The organism is Methylobacterium sp. WL119 (assembly GCF_008039875.1).
Lineage (GTDB): Bacteria > Pseudomonadota > Alphaproteobacteria > Rhizobiales > Beijerinckiaceae > Methylobacterium.
This window is the reverse complement of the sequence record NZ_VRUU01000094.1, coordinates 1-17,850: the sequence shown is the minus strand read 5'-3', so window position 1 is coordinate 17,850 and position 17,850 is coordinate 1. Positions and strand designations below refer to the sequence as shown.

Sequence of the window (17,850 nt, the reverse complement as noted above, 5' to 3'; positions counted from 1 at the left end):
CGGCGGGCAGCAGCGGCACCGTGATCGCTGGGCCGGGCCGGGTCTCGGCGGCGTAGCCCAGCGAGGTCAGGATCGAGGCGAAGTCCTCGCCCGAGCAGCCGACCAGCGAGGTCATGCCGACGGTGGCGACGAACCCGTCCTTGTCCGCGGTGCCGGGGGGCGGCGCGCCGGGCGTGGTGCCGGGGCGGTAGGCGACCGCGGGGCGGATCAGGTCGGCGAGCCGCTCGAGGATGTCCACGCGCACGGCGCGCCCGCCGCAGACGCGGAAGCCGGCGGCGCGATAGAGCCCCTTGGCGATCTCGGGATCGACCTTGATCGAGGTGCGGCCGGAGCCGGCGAGATGCCCGATCTCGTCGAGGCCGCGCTGCTCGAGGCCGCCGTTCTGCAGGGCCCAGAGCTGGGCGGCCAGCGTCCGCGGCGCCGGCTTGAGCAGGGCCGGCAGGAACAGGTGGTAGGCGCCGAAGCGGACGCCGTGCCGGCGCAGCGCGCCGCGGCCGTCCTGGTCGAGCGTGCGCATCTCCTGCGCCACGCGGGCGCGCTCCAGCACGCCGAGCGCCTCGACGACCTGGAAGCCGATGCCCTTGGCGAGGCCCGTCAGGTCGGCGGCGGTCTCGATCTCGATCAGCGGGCCGAGCAGGCGCGTCACGTGCGCCTTCAGCCAGGCGTCGAGGCGCGCCACCACCTTCTCGCGGGCGGGGCCGGCGAGCGCCTCGTCGGCGAGCAGGCGGATCTGGGGCGCGAAGATCTTGTCGCCGGGGGCGAGCTTGGCCACCGGAGCGCCGGTCCAGCGGATCACGCCGTCGTGGCTCAGCACCAGCGAGGCGTCGGCGGCTGCGGCGAAGCGCTCGGCGCGGGCCTCGATCTCGCCGGCGAGGCCCTTCTCGGCGGCGCTGCGGAGCGTCTTGGCCTCGTGGCCCTCGGCGCTGGCATCGGGCACGAACAGGAAGCCGTGGAGGTGGCCGACATGTTGACCCTCGACGGTCACGTCACCGTCGGGGGTAATCTGGGCTTCGAGCATCGTGTTCTCTCTCAGGCGCCGCATCAGGACGCTGGTGCGCCGATCGACGAAGCGGCTCGCGAGGCGTTCGTGCAGGGCGTCGGACAGCCTGTCCTCTACCCGACGCGTCTCGCCCTGCCAATGTTCCGGATCGCGAAGCCAATCGGGGCGGTTGGCGACGAAGGTCCAGGTGCGCCCGTGGGCGATCCGGCGCGACAGGGTCTCGATGTCGCCGTCGGTGCGGTCGATCATCGCCACCTGCTCGGCGAACCAGGTGTCGGGGATGCGACCGGCCATGCCCTTCATCAGGAAGCGGTAGAGCTCGGCCACCAGGTCGGCATGCACCTGCGGGTGGACCTTGCGGTAGTCCGGCACGCCGCAGACGTCCCACAGGCGGCGCACCGCGGACTGGCTCCGCGACAGGTCGCGGATGTCGTCCTCCTTCATCAGGATCTCGAGGGCCTGCTGGTCCTCGCCCATCGGCGCCCGCGTCAGGCCGGGCTCGCTCGGATGCACGTCGAGGCTCGCCTGCAGCGCCTCGAGGGAGCCGTAGTCGAGGTCCGGGTTGCGCCATTGCAGGATGCGCAAGGGGTCGAAATCGTGGTTCTCCAGCCGCTCGATCATCTCGGGCTCGAACGGGCGGCAGCGCCCGGTCGAGCCGAAGGTGCCGTCCGAGAGGTGGCGCCCGGCGCGGCCCGCGATCTGCCCGAGCTCGGCGGGCGTCAGCTTGCGGAAGCGGGTCCCGTCGTACTTCCAGGTGGCGGCGAAGGCGACGTGGTCGACGTCGAGGTTGAGGCCCATCCCGACGGCGTCGGTGGCGACGAGATAGTCGACGTCGCCGGACTGGTAGAGCTCGACCTGCGCGTTGCGGGTGCGCGGCGAGAGCGCGCCGAGCACCACGGCGGCGCCGCCGCGCTGGCGCCGGATCAGCTCGGCGATGGCGTAGACCTCCTCGGCCGAGAACGCGACGATCGCGGTGCGCCGGGGCATCCGCCCGAGCTTCTTCTCGCCGGCATAGGTCAGCGTCGACAGGCGCGGGCGCGTGGTGGTGTGGACGTTGGGGATCAGCGCCCGCACCAGAGGCAGGATCGTCGAGGAGCCGATCAGCAGGGTCTCCTCGCGGCCGCGCTGGTTCAGCAGGCGGTCGGTGAAGACGTGGCCGCGGTCCATGTCGGCGGAGAGCTGAATCTCGTCGATCGCCACGAAGGCGACGTCGAGGTCGCGCGGCATCGCCTCGATGGTGGAGATCCAGTAGCGCGGCCGGTCCGGCTTGATCTTCTCCTCGCCGGTGACCAGCGCGACCTTGTCGACGCCGACGCGGGCCACGACCCGCAGGTAGACCTCGCGGGCGAGCAGCCGCAGCGGCAGGCCGATCATCCCGGTGGGATGGGCCAGCATGCGCTCGATCGCCAGGTGCGTCTTGCCGGTGTTGGTCGGCCCCAGCACCGCCGTGACCCCGCGCGCGCGGGCCGAGGGCGGAAGGGAGCGGCGGTGCTGGAGGATCGGAGCAATCCCTTCGGCGCTGGGAGCCGCACGGCGCGGGACGCCGGGTGGCGACGGGCCCCGCCCCGGAAGGGCGAGATCGTCAGTCGGCCGACGGCCGGCGCCGGAACGAGCGCTCATATGGGGCGCTTCCGGGCGCTCCGCCAAGGCCGTAAGCCGATCCGTCGCGATCCGGGATGCCGTAGAGCTCGATCCGCGTCGGCGGCTGCCCGGTCTCGATGTCGGCGCAGAGCGTGTCCGGCACGGCGGTGAGCGGCCCGCTCCGCCGTCCGCGACCCTCCGTCACCTCGGCCGAGGAGTAGGCGTTTCCGCCGCAGGGGCTGGCACCGGCCTCCAGCGGCGCGGCCGCGGCCGGGCGCGGCCCGGATGCGGGCAGCGCGAAGGCCGCCAGGATCGTCGCGAGCGCGGCGCCGCGCATCCTCAGCGGCTCGCGAGGCTGCCGGTCGTGGCCGGCGCCTCGGCGGTGGCCGTGCCGCGCACCCAGCGGGTCGCCTCGATGATGTTGGTGCCCACCGTGGTGCGCACCGAGATGCGCATCGGCACCAGCATCCGCGTGCCCTCGACCGGCGCGAGCCAGACCGACATGTCGCGGTTCTCCTCCATGAAGCGCACCCCGGGCCGGTCCGGCCGGTGGCCGGCGACCGCCTGGTAGCGGGCGTTGCAGACCAGCACCGGGCCGGAATAGCCCGGCTTCTCCACCGCCCGGGTCTCGCCGTAGCTCAGGACCACGTTGAAGCGGGTCGCGCCGTCGAAGACCGGCAGCGTGCGGTTGCAATTGTCCGGGTTGGTCAGGTCGCCGGAGGCCTGGGCCGGCATCAGCAGGGCGCTGGCCGGGTCCATGATCCCGCGCTTGTTGGCGGGCGTCACCGGCACGCGGTCGTCCATGTCGACCAGCGGCGGCGTGACCTCGGACTGGGTGACGTTGCCGTGGGCGAGCGCCATGCGCACGGCGATCCCCGAATTGGCGGTCCGCGTCGCGATCGAGAAGGTGTTGGGCTGCGGCGCGGCGGCGATGATCCCGGCGGAGCGGGCCGAGCCCTGGCCGCCGGTGATCGCGCCGACGAGACCGGTCAGCGTCGCCGAGACGTCGACGCGGTACTTCGCGTTCTCGAAGGTGCCGGCGAGCCGCGCGGTGCCGATCGACAGGCCGGCGAGCGCGATGCCGTAATCGACGGCGATGCTGGCGGGCGCGGCCTTGCGCTCCCGCGCCTCGGCCGGCGAGAGGGCGCCGGCGCCGAGGGCGGCGGCGAGAACGAGGCGCATCAGTGGGAAGGCGCTGCGGTGGGGGCGGGCGCTCATGGTCCGAATCGCATCCTCACGAGGTCGTCCGGGCACCGGCCCCGACGACGCGGAGCCCCGGGGCTGCCCAGGCGACGGTTATCCGAGCCGCATGGTTAACAGGCCGTTCCGCGCGCGCCCAGGGCTCCTGGCTGCCGGGCCGGCGGGTCGCCGCAGGGCCGAGGCGGCGTCGCCCGCGCAAACCTTCCCGCCCCCGCGCTTGGACCCTCGGCCGTTCCGTGCTCATATCGACCGGGCGACGGCACGCGCCGCGACGCCGGCGGCGTCGTGCGCGTCCGCACGCGCCCCCAATCCGGGCGCCCGGTCGGGTTTTGCCTTGACGGTCCCGGGCCGTCTCGCCTATAGGCCGCCACTCAGACACGACTGCGCGAGACCTGGAACGACGTTCGGGTGGGGCCGCGCAGGCGGCGCATCCGGCCCGGGAGGGCGGGTCCGCATCGCCCAGGAACGAGACAGGATAGCGTTATCATGGCACGCCGCTGCGAACTCACCGGCAAGGCCGTTCAGGTCGGCCACCTCGTGAGCCATTCGAACCGCAAGACGAAGTGCCGGTTCCTGCCGAACCTTTGCAACGTCACGCTGACCTCGGACGCGCTGAACCGCCGCGTGCGCCTGCGCGTCACCGCGCACGCGCTCCGCTCGGTCGAGCACCGCGGCGGCCTCGACGCCTTCCTCGTGAAGGCGCACGAGGTCGAGCTGTCGCAGACGGCCAAGCTCCTCAAGCGCGAGATCCACAAGAAGCTCGGCGAGACCGCGGCTCCGGACGCCGTCGCTGCCTGAAGCGGTCGCCTCCGGGCGATGTGAGATCATGAACCGCCGCATGGACCCCCATGCCGGCGGTTTTTTCGTGCCCGCCGCGTCGTTCGCCGGCGCGCCCCTCGACGCGATCAAGGGGGCCGCCGCCGTGCTGATGGTCGGCGACCACGTCGACACAATCCTGCTCGACGGCCACGCCGTCGCCCTGTGGCGGCTCGGGCGGATCGCCTTCCCGCTGTTCTGCGTGGTGTCCGTGCTGCACATCCTGCGCGGCGCCGATCCCGGCCGCTACGGGCTGGCGCTGCTCGCCCTCGCGGTGCCGACGCAGGCGATCTACGCCGCCGCCTTCCCCTTCGGCACGACCGAGGGGTCGATCCTGTTCACCCTGGCGACGGGCATCGCGTTCGCGACCGCGCTCGAGAGGGGACGCCCTCCGCTGCGCCACGCGGCCCTGGCGCTCGGCCTCGCCGTGGTGTTCCTCGCCCCCGCGCTCGCCAAGACGGCGGTGGATTTCGGCCTGGCCGGCATCCTGCTGCCGGCGGCGATCCTTCTGGCGCTCCGCGAACCGCGCGCCTACGGCGCCTGGCTCGTCGCCGCGATCGTCGGGCTGAACTGGCACGGCTGGCACCCGCGGGGCGAGGCCGCGTCCCTCTCGGCGCTCGCCGACGCCGCGACGATCGGCGTCGGCGTCCCGCTGGTCCTGCTCGCCGCCCTCCGGCTGCGCGGCCGACCGCGCTTCCTGCCGCCCTACGCGCTGCAGGCGTTCTACCCGGGGCACCTCGCCGTGCTGATCGCCCTGCGGGCGCTGGCCTGAGGCGTCAGCGCCGGCGTCCGCCGGCGGCGCGCATCGGGGCGCGGCCGCCGGCATCCTCCTCGAACAGCTCGGCGAGCTTTTCCGTCATCGCGCCGCCGAGCTCCTCGGCGTCGATGATCGTGACCGCGCGACGGTAGTAGCGGGTCACGTCGTGGCCGATGCCGATGGCCAGCAGCTCCACCGGCGAGCGCTGCTCGATCTCCTCGATCATCCAGCGCAGGTGGCGCTCGAGATAGTTGCCGGCGTTGACCGACAGCGTCGAGTCGTCGACCGGCGCGCCGTCCGAGATCACCATCAGGATCTTGCGCTGCTCGGGCCGGGCCAGGATGCGCTTGTGCGCCCAGTCCAGCGCCTCGCCGTCGATGTTCTCCTTGAGCAGGCCCTCGCGCATCATCAGCCCGAGATTCTTGCGCGCCCGGCGCCAGGGCGCGTCGGCGCTCTTGTAGACGATGTGGCGCAGGTCGTTGAGGCGGCCCGGCGCGTTCGGCTTGCCGGCGGCGAGCCACGCCTCGCGCGACTGGCCGCCCTTCCAGGCGCGGGTGGTGAAGCCCAGGATCTCGACCTTCACGCCGCAGCGCTCGAGGGTGCGGGCCAGGATGTCGGCGCAGGTCGCGGCGACGGTGATCGGGCGCCCCCGCATCGAGCCGGAATTGTCGAGCAGCAGCGTCACCACGGTGTCGCGGAAGTTCGTGTCCTTCTCCTGCTTGAAGGACAGCGGCTGGAACGGGTCGATGACCACGCGCACGAGGCGCGCCGGGTCGATCTGGCCCTCTTCGAGGTCGAAGTCCCAGGCGCGGTTCTGCTGCGCCAGCAGCCGGCGCTGGAGGCGGTTGGCCAGCCGCCCGACCACGCCCTGGAGATGCGACAGCTGCTTGTCGAGGTAGCTGCGCAGCCGCGCCAGCTCCTCGGCGTCGCACAGGTCCTCGGCGTGGATCACCTCGTCGAACCTCGGATTGAACACCCGGTAGTCCGGCCCGCGCAGCTCGTTGGCGACCTTCGACGGCGGCCGCCAGGATTCGGAGGCTTCATCCGATTCCGCGTCCTCGGATTCCTCGGGAAGCTCGCCGGACGGCGCGTCGGCCGCCTCCTGCGCGCCTTCCTCGATGTCGTCGGAGGCCTCCTCCGAGGTCTCGACCTCGGCGCGGTCGCCCTGGCTCTGCTCCTCGGCATCGCCCTCGCTCGGGGTCTGCTCGTCGTCCTGGGCCTCGTTCTCGTCGTCGTTCTCGTCGTCCTCGGGGTCGAACGGGGTCTCGTCGGCCATGTCGAGGGAGGAGAGCAACTCGCGCACCGAGCGGCCGAACCCGCGCTGGTCCTCGATCGAGCCGATCAGCCCGTCGAGGTTCGGGCCGGCCTTGTCCTCGATGTGCGCGCGCCACAGCTCGACGATGCGCTTGGCGGCCTCCGGCGGCTTCTGGCCGGTCAGGCGCTCGCGCACCATCAGCGCGACGGCATCCTCCATCGGCGCATCGGCGCGGTCGGTGATGGTCTCGTACTTGCCGCCGCGGTGGTAGCGGTCCTCCAGCATCGCGGAGATGTTGGTGGCGACGCCCGACATCCGCCGCGAGCCGATCGCCTCGACGCGGGCCTGCTCGACCGCGTCGAACACCGCGCGCGCCGCGGAATTCTCGGGCGCGAGCCGGCGGTGGACGGCGATGTCGTGGCAGCCCAGGCGCAGGGCCATGGCGTCGGCGTTGCCGCGGAGCACCGCGACGTCCCCGACCGTGAGCTTGCGCGGCGGCTCGGGCAGGCGCGCCTTGTCGCCGGTCAGCGCCGGCCGGTCGGTGGCGTAGGTGACCTCGACCTCGGAGCGCTTGGCGATGGCGCGCAGGCACCCGGCGACCGAGCGCTTCAGGGGCTCGGCGACCGGCTCGCGGCGCTCGCCCGGCTTGCGGTTGGAGATGGACATGGGTGCTACCGGTCGGCGTCGAGTTCGAAGGGGCGGTTCAGGATGTCGTCCCAGGCGTAGGGATTGTCGGTGGGGAGGGTCTCGAGCGAGCGACGCATCTCGCGCGCAGCCCGAAGCCTGCCGGTCCGGAATCCGTCGGTGACCGCCTCCGCGATGCGCGACTTCAGGCCGGGGTTCTTGCGCAACTGCCTCTCGATCCGCAGGCGCTGCTCCGCGATGGTCAACGCCCAGCTCCTGCTCTGGCGTTCCGGCTGGAAGTCCCACTTCAGGGCATGGGCGAGCAGGACCTCGATCGCGCTCTCTAGCTTATCGTACTGCTCCGAACCCACGTCGCTCAGTTCCTCAGCGATGTTGTCGAGATCGAGAACCTCGACCCGGCCAGCGCGAAGGTGGGCCACTTGCTCCTGCACCCACGTGTAGAGGTCAGCTTCGTGGCGCGTACCCGCGCGCGGCGACGCGAAGCCGGCTGGCTCCGTCTCCGGGCCCGAAGCAACCTGCGCCATCGATTCCTCCATCGTCGATCAGCTCAGCGCGACGTTCATCGCGCTCTCGGGCAGCTCCTTGCCGAAGGCGCGCTGGTAGAACTCGGCGACCAGCGTCCGCTCCAGCTCGTCGCACTTGTTGAGGAAGGTGACCCGGAAGGCGAAGCCGATGTCGCGGAAGATGTCGGCGTTTTCGGCCCAGGTGATCACCGTGCGCGGGCTCATCACCGTCGAGAGGTCGCCGTTCATGAAGGCGTTGCGGGTCAGGTCGGCGACGCGGACCATGCGGCTGACGATGTCGCGGCCGGGGTCGCCCTTGTAGTGCAGCGCCTTCGACAGCACGATGTCGACCTCGCGGTCGTGCGGCAGGTAGTTCAGGGTGGTGACGATCGACCAGCGGTCCATCTGGCCCTGGTTGATCTGCTGGGTGCCGTGATAGAGGCCCGAGGTGTCGCCGAGGCCCACCGTGTTGGCGGTGGCGAACAGCCGGAAGGCCGGGTGCGGGCGGATGACCCGCTTCTGGTCGAGCAGCGTCAGGCGGCCGGAGAGCTCCAGCACGCGCTGGATCACGAACATCACGTCGGGCCGTCCGGCATCGTACTCGTCGAAGACCAGCGCGACGTTGTTCTGCAGCGCCCAGGGCAGGATCCCGTCCTGGAAGGCGGTGATCTGCTTGCCGTCCTGCAGCACGATCGCGTCCTTGCCGACGAGGTCGATGCGCGAGACGTGGCTGTCGAGGTTGATCCGCACGCAGGGCCAGTTCAGCCGGGCGGCGACCTGCTCGATATGGGTCGACTTGCCGGTGCCGTGATAGCCGGTGACCATGACGCGGCGGTTGCGCGCGAAGCCCGCCAGGATCGCCAGCGTCGTCTCGCGGTCGAAGATGTAGTCCGCATCGAGATCCGGCACGTGCTCGCTGGTCTCGGCGAACGCGGGAACCTCGAGGTCGATGTCGATGCCGAAGGTGGCGCGGACGGAGACGGTGCGGTCGGGGAGCATGGCGGGCTTGTCGTCAGAGAGCATACGGAACCTCGTAGGGGCGGTCTTCCGAAGGGCATCGGATCGAAAGCCGCGCGGAACTTGTCTCGGGCCTCGCCTCGCCGGCCAGTCGCTGCCGGGATGCAGGCCCTTCCTTAAACGTCGTCGCGCCGGGGCGCCACAGACGGGCCGGATCGGGTGCAAGACCCCCATATAGGCCTGCAATCGAAAATTGCCGGTCGTCCGCGCGCGAAAGCCGCCGACGACGGCGCGACGGTCGACTTTGCATCGATCGTGCCGAGCCGCCTCAGCAGAGCCCGGCCGCGCGCAGCACGTCGTGCGCCCGGATGATGTCGCGCAGGCGCTCCTCGAACGAGCGGTCGCCGCCGTTGGCGTCGGGGTGGAAGCGCTTCACCAGGGACTTGTACTGCGCCTTGATCGCGGCGGTGTCGGCGCCTTCCTCGAGGCCGAGCACGTCGAGCGCCCGGCGCACGGTCGCCGAGAGCTTCGGGCGCGCGGGCTCGGCCGGGGCCTGCCGCCCGCGGGCGCCGCCGACGCCCTCGGCGCGCAGCACGCCGAGCGGGTCGACATAGGCCCAGTCGCGCGGCGGCGCGTCGGCCGCCTTGGCGCTCGCCGGGCGGTTGACGCCCATCGCCCAGGTCGGGCGGTGGCCGATGATCGCGTCCTTCTGGAAGGCCTGGACGGCGTCGTCGTTCATGCCGTCGAAGTAGTTGTACGTGGCGTTGTAGGCCTTCACATGGTCGATGCAGAAGTTCCAGTACTGCCCTTCGGCGCGGCGGCCCTTGGGCGCACGGAACAGGCCCGCATGGGTGCAGCCCTCCGCCTCGCAGGTGCCGGCGGGCTTGCCGCTCGCGGTCTTCCCGCCGGCGGTCTTGCCGGCCGCGGTCTTCGGCTCGTCGCAGGTGCGCCGGATGCGGATGCTGTCGAACAGGGGCGAGTTGAGATCCATGACGGGGCGATTATGAGGGGGCGGACCCGAGACACAAGGGCGCCGGGCCTGATGACGCATGCGGGCGAACGGGCTTGACGGCCCGGCCGCTTGGTGACGCGGCTGTTCGGGTGAGACGAGGGACGGGCGGATGACCGAGACAGCGACGCTGCGGGACTGGATCGAGGGTAAGCTGGCGGCGGAACTCGCGCCCGCGCGCCTCTCGGTGGTGGACGAATCCCACCTGCATGCCGGCCATTCCGGCGCGCGGCCGGGGGGCGAGACGCACTTTCGCATCGATGTGGTCTCGGCCGCCTTCGAGGGGAAGAGCCGCGTCGACCGTCACCGCGTCGTCAACGCGCTGATGGCCGATGCGTTCGCGCGCGGCCTCCATGCGCTGGCCGTGAAGGCGCGCACCCCGGCGGAAGCCGGCTGAGCCGGAGGGGAGGGGGCCGTGGCCCTGGTCTGCACGCCCCAGATCGCCATCGACGAGGCGGAGCTGCACGAGACCTTCGTGCGGGCGTCGGGTCCCGGCGGCCAGAACGTCAACAAGCTCTCGACCGCGGTGCAGCTGCGCTTCGACGTGCGTCGCTCCGCTGCGCTCCCGGACGCGGTCGCGGTGCGGCTGATGCGGCTCGCCGGGCGCCGGCTCACCGCCGACGGCGTCCTGGTGATCAGCGCCCAGCAGTTCCGCACGCAGGAGCGCAACCGCGCCGATGCCCGCGAGCGGCTGGCCAAGCTCGTCGCCGAAGCCGCGGTGCCCCCGGTGCCGCGCCGGGCCACGCGCCCGACCCTCGCCTCGAAGAAGCGCCGGCTCGAGGCCAAGACCCAGCGCGGCGCGACCAAGCGCCTGCGTGGGGCGCCGGTGGATTGAGCGTTTCTTTCCTTCCCCCGCAGAGGGGGAGGGGAAGAGTGGGCGATCAGTGGATCGCGTCGATCGCCTTCGCGTCGGGGCTGGCGTCGGGGGCCGGCGAGGAGCCGGCGACCAGCGTGCTGCCGGGCTTGGCGATCGTCAGGATCACCGCGACCACGGCGAGCAGGGCGGCGAGCGCCGCCGGGAACAGGAAGGCGGTCTCGCCGTAGCGAATCTGCAGCAGGCCGCCGACGACCGCGCCGGAGGAGAGCCCGGCCCAGAGCGGCGCCTGGATCCAGAACGAGGACGCGACCGTCCCGAGGATCAGGTTGGCCATGCCGGTGCCGAAGCGGACCACCGCGCCGGTGACGTAGGTGAGCGCGATGCTGCGGCCGCCCTCGTCCTGGAGGATCGCGTTCTGCAGGCCGAGCGCCAGCACGATCGGGTAGGCGTGCAGCGGGAAGGCGAAGGTGCCCCAGGGCATCAGCAGGCCGAGCGCCAGCAGCGCGGCTTCGATCGTCAGCAGCACCGAGAGTCGCCAGCGGCCGACCCAGGCGGCGATCAGCGTCCCGAGGAAGGCGCCGAAGCAGAACACCAGGATCACCGTTACGACGCGGGCGGTGTTCTCCCAGTCGGCGTTGGCGACGGCGACGCCGAAGCGGGTGGTGTTGCCGGACATGAACGACATGAACAGCTGCGAGAACTCGAGGAAGCCGATCGAGTCCGTCGCGCCGGCCAGGAACGCGAGCACGATCGCGAGCGGGATGCGGGTCGCCGCGCTCGCCGGGAAGGCCTTGTCCGGCGGATCGCCGGGAGCGGTCTTCTCGTTCACCATGGAATGCCTCGCAAGCGTCGTGGGTCGCGCCCGCGCCCCCGCGGGAAGGCGCAGATCGTTGAACGGACCTTGGCGGAATCGCCGGCTATAAAGGGTCGAGCACGGCCAAGGTTCAACCTGCTCATCACGGCGGCGTGTTTTTCCTCACGTTGCTGTGCGGCGCAGGGATTAAACTGCGTCACGTCTCGGGTTTGACTGCGATCACCGTTCGGCCGGGAACGTCGTGGCCGCGCTCGCGCCGGACCGCCGCCGGGCGGAGCGCGAGGTCGGCGAGGCCGGCCTGGGCCGCGGCCTTCGCGATGCAGGCGTCGGCGTGGGCGTAGCGCCCGTCCGGCCCGAGCACGACGCCGGCGCCGTCGTGCGACTGCACCGTGAAGGCGACGCGCCCGCCCGGGCGCAGCACCCGCGCGATCCCGGCGAGCACGCCCTCGAGCGCGCCGACGTAGATGAAGACGTCGGCCGCGACGCAGAGGTCGGCGGAGGCCGCCGGCGCCTCGGACAGGAACCCGTCGATCCCCGCCTCGACGAGACGGGCATAGATGCCCTTCCGCCGGGCGAGCGCCAGCATCGCCGGCGCGAGGTCGACGCCGGTGAGCCGTTCGACGCGGGGGCCGAGCGCGGCGCCCATCAGGCCAGTGCCGCAGCCGAGATCGATCGCGTCGCGGTATCGCCGGGGGCCGTCCGCATCGAGTGCCGCGCAGAGCAGCGCCGGGCCGCAATAGCCCAGTCCCTCGACGAGGTGGCGCTCGAAGCGTCCGGCATAGCCGTCGAACAGCGCGCGCAGATAGGCCGGCGACAGGACCGGCAGCGCCGCGTCGCCACCGAGGCGCGCGAGGTGGACGAGCATGCCGAGCGTGTCCTCGGGGTCGAGGTCGCGGGCGGTCTCGTAGGCGCGCAACGCCGCCTGGAACAGGCCCGGCTCGGCGGTGCCGGCCGCGGCCCCGGCGGCGTAGCGCGCCTCGCGGGCCCGCCCGAGCAGGACCCAGGCGGCGGCGAAGCGCGGGGCGCGCTCGAGCGCCTGCTCCGCCATCTCGGCGGCGCCGACGCAATCGCCCTCGGCCAGGCACGCCTCGGCATAGGCGAAGCGGCGGTCGGCCAGCAGGTCGCCGGAGCCGGTCTGGGACATGGTGGGGATCGATCCGGGTCTCGTCGGGACGACGCCCTATATCACCCCCGATCCCATCCACCGTCACCACGGGACCGATGACGCTTCGCGCCGGCGACCTTCTCACCCTCACCCGCGAGGGGCTGTACTGCCCGCTCGGGCGCTTCCACGTCGACCCGACCTGGCCGGTCGAGCGGGCGCTGATCAGCCACGGCCATGCCGACCACGCCCGAGCCGGCCACGGCAGCGTGCTGGCCACCGGCGAGACCCTGCGCATCATGGCGGTGCGCTACGGCGAGGACTTCTGCCGTGCGCGCCAGGAGGCGGCGCTCGGCGCGCCGATCCGCATCGGCGACGTGACGGTGCGGTTCGCCCCCGCCGGCCACGTGCTCGGCTCGGCGCAGATCGCGATCGAGGCCGGGGGCGTGCGCGTCGTGGTGTCGGGCGACTACAAGCGCGCGCGCGACCCGACCTGCCTGCCGTTCGAGGTGGTGCCGTGCGACGTGTTCATCACCGAGGCGACCTTCGGCCTGCCGGTGTTCCGCATGCCCGACACCGCGGCGGAGGTGCGCAAGCTCCTCGATTCCGTGGCGCTGTTCCCGGAGCGCGCCCACATCGTCGGCGCCTACGCACTCGGCAAGGCGCAGCGGGTGATGATGCTTCTGCGCGAGGCCGGCTACGATCGGCCGATCCACCTGCACGGGGCGATGGAGAAGCTGACCGAGCTGTACAAGCGCGAGGGCTTCGCGCTCGGCGAGACCCCCAAGGTGGCGGCGGCCGACCGGGCGAGCCTGAAGGGGGCCATCGTGCTGTGCCCGCCCTCGTCGATCCAGGACGTGTGGTCGCGAAAATTCCCCGATCCCGTCACGAGCTTCGCCTCGGGCTGGATGCGGGTGCGGGCCCGCGCCCGCCAGAAGGGCGTCGAGCTGCCGTTGGTGATCTCCGACCACGCCGACTGGCCGGATCTCTGCCGCACCATCCGCGAGACGGGGGCCGGCGAGGTCTGGGTGACGCACGGGCAGGAGGACGCGCTGGTGCACTGGTGCGGAAGCCAAGGGATCAAGGCCAAGCCGCTGCACATGCTGGGCTACGGCGACGACGGCGAGGCCGAGCCGGCCGCCGGGGACGCAGCCGAAGAGGCCGCCGCGTGAACGAGTTCGCCGAACTCCTCGACCGCCTGGCCTACGAGCCGCGCCGCAACGCCAAGCTGCGGCTGCTGCAGGATTACTTCGCCCGCACGCCCGACCCGGAGCGCGGCTACGCGCTCGCGGCGATGACCGGCACCCTGAGCTTTCGCGAGGCCAAGCCCGCGCTGATCCGCGGCCTCGTCGAGGCCCGGATCGACCCGGTGCTGTTCCGGCTCTCGCACAACTACGTCGGCGACCTCGCCGAAACGACCGCGCTGATCTGGCCGGGGCCCGTCGCGGACGCAGCGCCGGCCCCCTCTTCCGAGCGGGAGGGGGGGGCGGTCGGCGCGCCCGGCCCCGGCCACAACAACCCGCCCCCGCACGTGCCGACGCTCGCCGAGGTGGTCGAGACCCTGTCCACCATCCGCAAGGCCGACCTGCCCGGCCACCTGGCGACCTGGCTCGACGCGCTGGACGAGACCGGGCGCTGGGCGCTCCTGAAGCTCGTGACCGGCAACCTGCGCGTCGGCGTCTCGGCCCGGCTCACCAAGACCGCGGTCGGCGCGCTCGGCGGCCACGAGGCGGACGCGGTCGAGGAGGTCTGGCACGGGCTCAGGGCGCCGTTCGAGACCCTGTTCGCCTGGGCGGAGGGGCGCGGCCCGCGGCCCGAGACCCTGAACCCGGCCCCGTTCCGGCCGCCGATGCTGTCGCACCCGATCGAGGAGGAGACCGACTTCGACAAGCTCGCCCCGGCCGACTTCTCCGGCGAGTGGAAGTGGGACGGCATCCGCGTTCAGCTCGTCGGCGGGCGCGACGCGGCGGGCGAGCCGGTGGCGCGGATCTACTCGCGCACCGGCGAGGACATCTCCGGCGCCTTTCCCGACCTCGCCGAGGCCGTCACCTTCACCGGCACGCTGGACGGCGAGCTGCTGATCCTGCGCGAGGGCCGCGTGCAGAGCTTCAACGTCCTGCAGCAGCGCCTCAACCGCAAGGCGGTGACGGGCAAGCTGATGGAGGAGTTCCCGGCCCATGTGCGCGCCTACGACCTGCTGACCGCCGACGGAGAGGACCTGCGGGCCCTCGGCTTCCTGGAGCGGCGCGCCCGGCTGGAGGCGTTCGTGGCGACGCTCGACCACGCCCGCATCGACGTGTCGCCGCTGGTGCCGTTCGCGACCTGGGACGATCTCGCGGCGGCGCGGGCCGACCCGGCCGCGGTCGGGGCGGGCGACGACGCCGACGCGATCGAGGGCGTGATGCTCAAGCGCCGCGACAGCCCGTACCTGCCCGGCCGCCCCAAGGGCCCGTGGTGGAAGTGGAAGCGCGAGCCGCATCTGGTCGACGCGGTGATGATGTACGCCCAGCGCGGGCACGGGAAGCGCTCGTCGTTCTACTCCGACTACACGTTCGGGGTGTGGCGGGACGGCGCGGGCGGCCCCGAGCTGGTGCCGGTGGGCAAGGCGTATCACGGCTTCACCGACGCCGAGCTGGCCAAGCTCGACCGCTACGTCCGCAACCACACGGTCAAGCGCTTCGGCCCGGTGCGCGAGGTCGGCTACGGGATGGAGGGCGGATTGGTGCTGGAGATCGCCTTCGAGGGCGTGCAACGCTCGACCCGGCACAAGTCGGGCGTCGCGATGCGATTCCCCCGCGTCAGCCGCATCCGCTGGGACAAGCCGGCGGCCGAGGCCGACCGGATCGACCTTCTGGAACGCATCCTGGCGCGGGGCGAGCGCGAGACGATGCCGGGCACGACCCTGGAGACGACGGAATGAAGCGCGGCACGGTGGGACCCGTCGAGACCCTGTTTTCGGGCGAGATCCGGCGGCAGGCCGGCGCGCGGCTGACGATCGCGACGCCGGGGCCGGGCTTCACCGAGTTCACGGACGCGGTTGCCGCCTTCGTGCGCGGCAGCGGCGTCCGCGACGGCGTCGCCACGGTGTTCTGCCGGCACACCTCGGCCTCGCTGACCATCCAGGAGAACGCCGACCCCGACGTGCAGGCCGACCTGATGACGGCGCTGGACGGTCTCGCCCCGCGCCACGTCGCCTACGTCCACGGCGCGGAAGGGCCGGACGACATGCCCGCCCACATCCGCACGATGGTCACCGATTCCGCGCTGACGATTCCCGTGCTGGACGGCCGCCTCGCCCTCGGCACCTGGCAGGGCGTGTACCTGATCGAGCACCGCGACCGGCCGCACCGCCGGGAGATCGTCCTGGCGGTGGCGGGGGCTTGAGGGCGGATCGCCCCGCGCGTCCGTCTGTTCGAGCGGGGATGACCGTGCCCGCTCCGTCATTCCGGGCTCTGCTTCGCAGTCCCGGAATGACGGCGTGGGTGTGATGTCGATCGCAGGCGGCTCCGGCGATGACGGCACCATGCCGATATCGCCCCTGCCACCTCGCGCGTCCGCCAAGCTCCGGATCGGCGGCTGCGCCGAGGCCGCCTAGAGAAACTTCAGCGGGTCGGTCTCGGGCGGGGGCGGGGCGACGTCGGCGCGGTTCCACCAGCCGCCGCCGAGCGCCTGGAACAGGGCCGCGGTGTCGGCGTACTGCGTCGCGCGCGCGCCGGCCGAGGTGACGAGCGCCGAGAGGTAGCCCTGCTGGGCGATCAGCACCTGGGTCGAGTTCACGGCGCCGGCCGAGAACTGCTTGCGGATCAGCTCGAGGCTCTGGCCGGTGGCCTTCTCGGCGGCCGAGGCGGCGGCGACCGCGCCGGCGTCCGCCTGCAGCGCGCGCAGCGCGTCGGCCACGTTCTGGAACGCGGCGATCACCACCGCGCGGTACTGGGCCTGGGCCTGGGTGAGCGTCTCCTCGGAGGCGCGCTGGCGGCGATAGAGCGTGCCGGCGTCGAAGATCGGCGCGGTGGCTTGGCCGAGGATGGTGAAGAACCCGGCGCCCGGGTTGGCGATCTGCGCGAGCCGCACCGCGCTCGAGCCGCCGGCGCCGGTGATCGCGAATTGCGGCAGGCGGTTCGCCACCGCGACGCCGATGCCGGCGCTGGCCTGCTGCACCAGGGCCTCGGCGGCCTTCACGTCCGGCCGCTGCTGCACCAGGCGCGAGGGCAGGCTGACGGGCACCTTCGTCGGCAGGCGCAGGGCCGCGAGGGTGAAGGTCTCGGCCACCTCCTCGCTCGGGAGCCGGCCGGCGAGCGCGGTCAGGAGGTTGCGCTGCTGCGCCAGCTGCTTCTCCAGCGGCGGCAGCAGCTGCTGCGACAGCGACAGGGCCGCCTGCTGCTGGATCACGTCGGCGCCGGCGATCTGCCCCAGCGAGAGCTGCTTGTTGTAGAGGGTCAGCACCTCGGTCTGCGCCTGGATCACCCGCTTGGTCGCGTCGATCTGCGCCCGCAGTGCCGCTTCCTGGATCGCGGCGGCGACGACGTTGGCGGTGAGGCTGAGATAGGCCGCCTCGAGCTGGAAGCGCTGGTTCTCGGCGGTGGCTTCCAGGCCCTCGATGGTGCGGCGGTTGAGCCCGAACACGTCGGGATTGAAGGCCACCGTCACCTGCGGGGTGTAGAGGCTGTAGAGGTAGTTGTTCTGGTTCTGCAGCGGCGATTGCAGGTCGAGCCCCGGCGCCTTGGCGCCGAGCGCCTGCGGGTTGGCCGAGAGGGACGGGTAGAGCGTGCCCTTCTGGGCCAGCACGTTCTGCTGCGCGATGCGCAGGGAGGCCTGCGCCGCCTCCAGGTTCGGGTTGTTGGCCAGCGCCTCCTCGACGAGGCGGTTCAGCGCCTTCGAGCGGAACAGCGTCCACCACTGGCCGGGGATGTCGGCGCCGGAAACGAAGCTCTGGTCGGCCGAGCCGCCCTGCCGGGTGGCGACCTTGTCGGCCGCGCTCGGGTTCGCCAGCGGCTCGCGGGTGTAGCGCGCGACCGGCGGGTCCTCGGGCGCGACGTAGTTCGGGCCGACCGCGCAGCCCGACAGGGCCAGGCTCGCGGCGAGGGCCACGGCCCGTGCGGACCGGCGGTTGAGGGCCGTCTCGATCATGACGCTTCCGACGCGGGACGCGCGCGCGACGGCGCCATCCTCCGCCCGGTAGAGCGCCGCGGGGGCGGCGCAAGTCAATGCGGCGGGCGGCGTCGCCGGCGGGGAGGCCGAGCGTTGTGGTGCCGGCGCCACGGCTGCGAGGACGAGCGCGCTTTGCCCTCCCCCCTCTGCAGGGGAGGGTGGCCCGCGAAGCGGGTCGAGAGAGGGGAGCGACCTCTCCGGACATGGCTCTCCCCTCTCCCGACCCTCGCTGACGCGAGGCCCACC

17 protein-coding genes are annotated in these 17,850 nt (G+C 72.4%); 7 read left to right on the top strand and 10 right to left on the bottom strand.

Annotation, left to right across the window (positions count from 1 at the left end; translation table 11 throughout):
- The 3 genes from FV227_RS23090 to FV227_RS23080 form a co-directional block, all read right to left on the bottom strand.
- A partial coding sequence (locus tag FV227_RS23090) for a helicase-related protein (protein WP_246688374.1) occupies window positions 1-2,395 on the bottom strand: 2,395 nt, incomplete at its 3' end.
- A gap of 187 nt (window positions 2,396-2,582) precedes the next feature.
- Entirely contained in the window at window positions 2,583-2,918 is a 336-nt protein-coding gene (locus FV227_RS23085; RefSeq protein ID WP_147860002.1) for a hypothetical protein, read from the bottom strand.
- A gap of 2 nt (window positions 2,919-2,920) precedes the next feature.
- The gene (locus tag FV227_RS23080; RefSeq protein WP_147729968.1) at window positions 2,921-3,799 is read right to left on the bottom strand and encodes a DUF3108 domain-containing protein; all 879 of its coding nucleotides are present in this window, start codon (window positions 3,797-3,799) and stop codon (window positions 2,921-2,923) included.
- A 468-nt stretch (window positions 3,800-4,267) separates the two neighbouring features.
- Between FV227_RS23080 and rpmB the strand changes: the two genes are divergently transcribed.
- Both rpmB and FV227_RS23070 read left to right on the top strand, forming a co-directional pair.
- Window positions 4,268-4,579, top strand: a complete 312-nt coding sequence (gene rpmB / locus FV227_RS23075) for a 50S ribosomal protein L28 (RefSeq protein ID WP_147728548.1) — start codon at window positions 4,268-4,270, stop codon at window positions 4,577-4,579.
- A gap of 28 nt (window positions 4,580-4,607) precedes the next feature.
- Window positions 4,608-5,369, top strand: coding sequence for a TraX family protein (locus tag FV227_RS23070; RefSeq protein WP_147728549.1), 762 nt, complete (start codon window positions 4,608-4,610; stop codon window positions 5,367-5,369).
- 4 nt (window positions 5,370-5,373) lie between these two features.
- Here FV227_RS23070 and cobT read toward each other — a convergent pair whose 3' ends face one another.
- The 4 genes from cobT to FV227_RS23050 all read right to left on the bottom strand — a co-directional run bounded on the left by cobT (window position 5,374) and on the right by FV227_RS23050 (window position 9,705).
- Complete coding sequence (gene cobT, locus FV227_RS23065; protein ID WP_147728550.1) at window positions 5,374-7,275, bottom strand: cobaltochelatase subunit CobT; 1,902 nt, start codon at window positions 7,273-7,275, stop codon at window positions 5,374-5,376.
- A 5-nt stretch (window positions 7,276-7,280) separates the two neighbouring features.
- Window positions 7,281-7,778: a DUF29 domain-containing protein gene (locus FV227_RS23060; RefSeq protein ID WP_246686590.1), complete on the bottom strand. Its 498-nt coding sequence runs from the start codon at window positions 7,776-7,778 to the stop codon at window positions 7,281-7,283.
- 18 nt (window positions 7,779-7,796) lie between these two features.
- Window positions 7,797-8,780 carry a cobaltochelatase subunit CobS gene (gene cobS, locus FV227_RS23055; protein WP_147728552.1) on the bottom strand — a complete coding sequence of 328 codons (984 nt, stop codon included), beginning with the start codon at window positions 8,778-8,780 and terminating at the stop codon, window positions 7,797-7,799.
- Between the two features lie 262 nt (window positions 8,781-9,042).
- On the bottom strand, window positions 9,043-9,705 hold the full coding sequence (locus FV227_RS23050) for a DnaJ domain-containing protein (RefSeq protein ID WP_147860001.1): 663 nt from the start codon (window positions 9,703-9,705) through the stop codon (window positions 9,043-9,045).
- A gap of 130 nt (window positions 9,706-9,835) precedes the next feature.
- On the opposite strand from FV227_RS23050, the gene FV227_RS23045 reads away from it, so the two are divergent.
- The gene (locus FV227_RS23045) at window positions 9,836-10,120 is read left to right on the top strand and encodes a BolA family protein (RefSeq protein ID WP_147860000.1); all 285 of its coding nucleotides are present in this window, start codon (window positions 9,836-9,838) and stop codon (window positions 10,118-10,120) included.
- Between the two features lie 18 nt (window positions 10,121-10,138).
- Window positions 10,139-10,558: an alternative ribosome rescue aminoacyl-tRNA hydrolase ArfB gene (arfB, locus tag FV227_RS23040; RefSeq protein ID WP_147729556.1), complete on the top strand. Its 420-nt coding sequence runs from the start codon at window positions 10,139-10,141 to the stop codon at window positions 10,556-10,558.
- 46 nt (window positions 10,559-10,604) lie between these two features.
- On the opposite strand, the gene FV227_RS23035 is transcribed toward arfB, so the two are convergent.
- Window positions 10,605-11,372, bottom strand: coding sequence for a YoaK family protein (locus tag FV227_RS23035; RefSeq protein ID WP_147729555.1), 768 nt, complete (start codon window positions 11,370-11,372; stop codon window positions 10,605-10,607).
- Window positions 11,373-11,550: 178 nt separating this feature from the next.
- Window positions 11,551-12,498 (bottom strand): methyltransferase domain-containing protein, encoded by a 948-nt coding sequence (locus FV227_RS23030; RefSeq protein WP_147859999.1) that lies wholly within the window; start codon window positions 12,496-12,498, stop codon window positions 11,551-11,553.
- Between the two features lie 77 nt (window positions 12,499-12,575).
- On the opposite strand from FV227_RS23030, the gene FV227_RS23025 reads away from it, so the two are divergent.
- Genes FV227_RS23025 through FV227_RS23015 form a run of 3 tightly spaced genes read left to right on the top strand, consistent with a single transcriptional unit; the run spans window position 12,576 to window position 15,840 of the window.
- Complete coding sequence (locus FV227_RS23025; RefSeq protein ID WP_147726419.1) at window positions 12,576-13,628, top strand: ligase-associated DNA damage response exonuclease; 1,053 nt, start codon at window positions 12,576-12,578, stop codon at window positions 13,626-13,628.
- On the top strand, window positions 13,625-15,376 hold the full coding sequence (locus FV227_RS23020) for a cisplatin damage response ATP-dependent DNA ligase (protein WP_147726418.1): 1,752 nt from the start codon (window positions 13,625-13,627) through the stop codon (window positions 15,374-15,376). Before FV227_RS23025 ends, FV227_RS23020 begins: the two co-directional genes overlap by 4 nt.
- Window positions 15,373-15,840: a secondary thiamine-phosphate synthase enzyme YjbQ gene (locus FV227_RS23015; protein ID WP_147726417.1), complete on the top strand. Its 468-nt coding sequence runs from the start codon at window positions 15,373-15,375 to the stop codon at window positions 15,838-15,840. The genes FV227_RS23020 and FV227_RS23015 overlap by 4 nt, the downstream gene beginning before the upstream one ends.
- A gap of 207 nt (window positions 15,841-16,047) precedes the next feature.
- On the opposite strand, the gene FV227_RS23010 is transcribed toward FV227_RS23015, so the two are convergent.
- Entirely contained in the window at window positions 16,048-17,583 is a 1,536-nt protein-coding gene (locus FV227_RS23010; RefSeq protein WP_147726416.1) for an efflux transporter outer membrane subunit, read from the bottom strand.
- Window positions 17,584-17,850: the final 267 nt, after the last annotated feature.

Bases quoted from the DNA above. Each gene is read 5' to 3' on its own strand.
- FV227_RS23085 (WP_147860002.1), bottom strand. From the start codon at position 2,918: ATGCGCGGCGCCGCGCTCGCGACGATCCTGGCGGCCTTCGCGCTGCCC.
- FV227_RS23080 (WP_147729968.1), bottom strand. From the start codon at position 3,799: ATGAGCGCCCGCCCCCACCGCAGCGCCTTCCCACTGATGCGCCTCGTT.
- rpmB (WP_147728548.1), top strand. From the start codon at position 4,268: ATGGCACGCCGCTGCGAACTCACCGGCAAGGCCGTTCAGGTCGGCCAC.
- FV227_RS23070 (WP_147728549.1), top strand. From the start codon at position 4,608: ATGAACCGCCGCATGGACCCCCATGCCGGCGGTTTTTTCGTGCCCGCC.
- cobT (WP_147728550.1), bottom strand. From the start codon at position 7,275: ATGTCCATCTCCAACCGCAAGCCGGGCGAGCGCCGCGAGCCGGTCGCC.
- FV227_RS23060 (WP_246686590.1), bottom strand. From the start codon at position 7,778: ATGGCGCAGGTTGCTTCGGGCCCGGAGACGGAGCCAGCCGGCTTCGCG.
- cobS (WP_147728552.1), bottom strand. From the start codon at position 8,780: ATGCTCTCTGACGACAAGCCCGCCATGCTCCCCGACCGCACCGTCTCC.
- FV227_RS23050 (WP_147860001.1), bottom strand. From the start codon at position 9,705: ATGGATCTCAACTCGCCCCTGTTCGACAGCATCCGCATCCGGCGCACC.
- FV227_RS23045 (WP_147860000.1), top strand. From the start codon at position 9,836: ATGACCGAGACAGCGACGCTGCGGGACTGGATCGAGGGTAAGCTGGCG.
- FV227_RS23035 (WP_147729555.1), bottom strand. From the start codon at position 11,372: ATGGTGAACGAGAAGACCGCTCCCGGCGATCCGCCGGACAAGGCCTTC.
- FV227_RS23030 (WP_147859999.1), bottom strand. From the start codon at position 12,498: ATGTCCCAGACCGGCTCCGGCGACCTGCTGGCCGACCGCCGCTTCGCC.
- FV227_RS23025 (WP_147726419.1), top strand. From the start codon at position 12,576: ATGACGCTTCGCGCCGGCGACCTTCTCACCCTCACCCGCGAGGGGCTG.
- FV227_RS23015 (WP_147726417.1), top strand. From the start codon at position 15,373: ATGAAGCGCGGCACGGTGGGACCCGTCGAGACCCTGTTTTCGGGCGAG.
- FV227_RS23010 (WP_147726416.1), bottom strand. From the start codon at position 17,583: ATGATCGAGACGGCCCTCAACCGCCGGTCCGCACGGGCCGTGGCCCTC.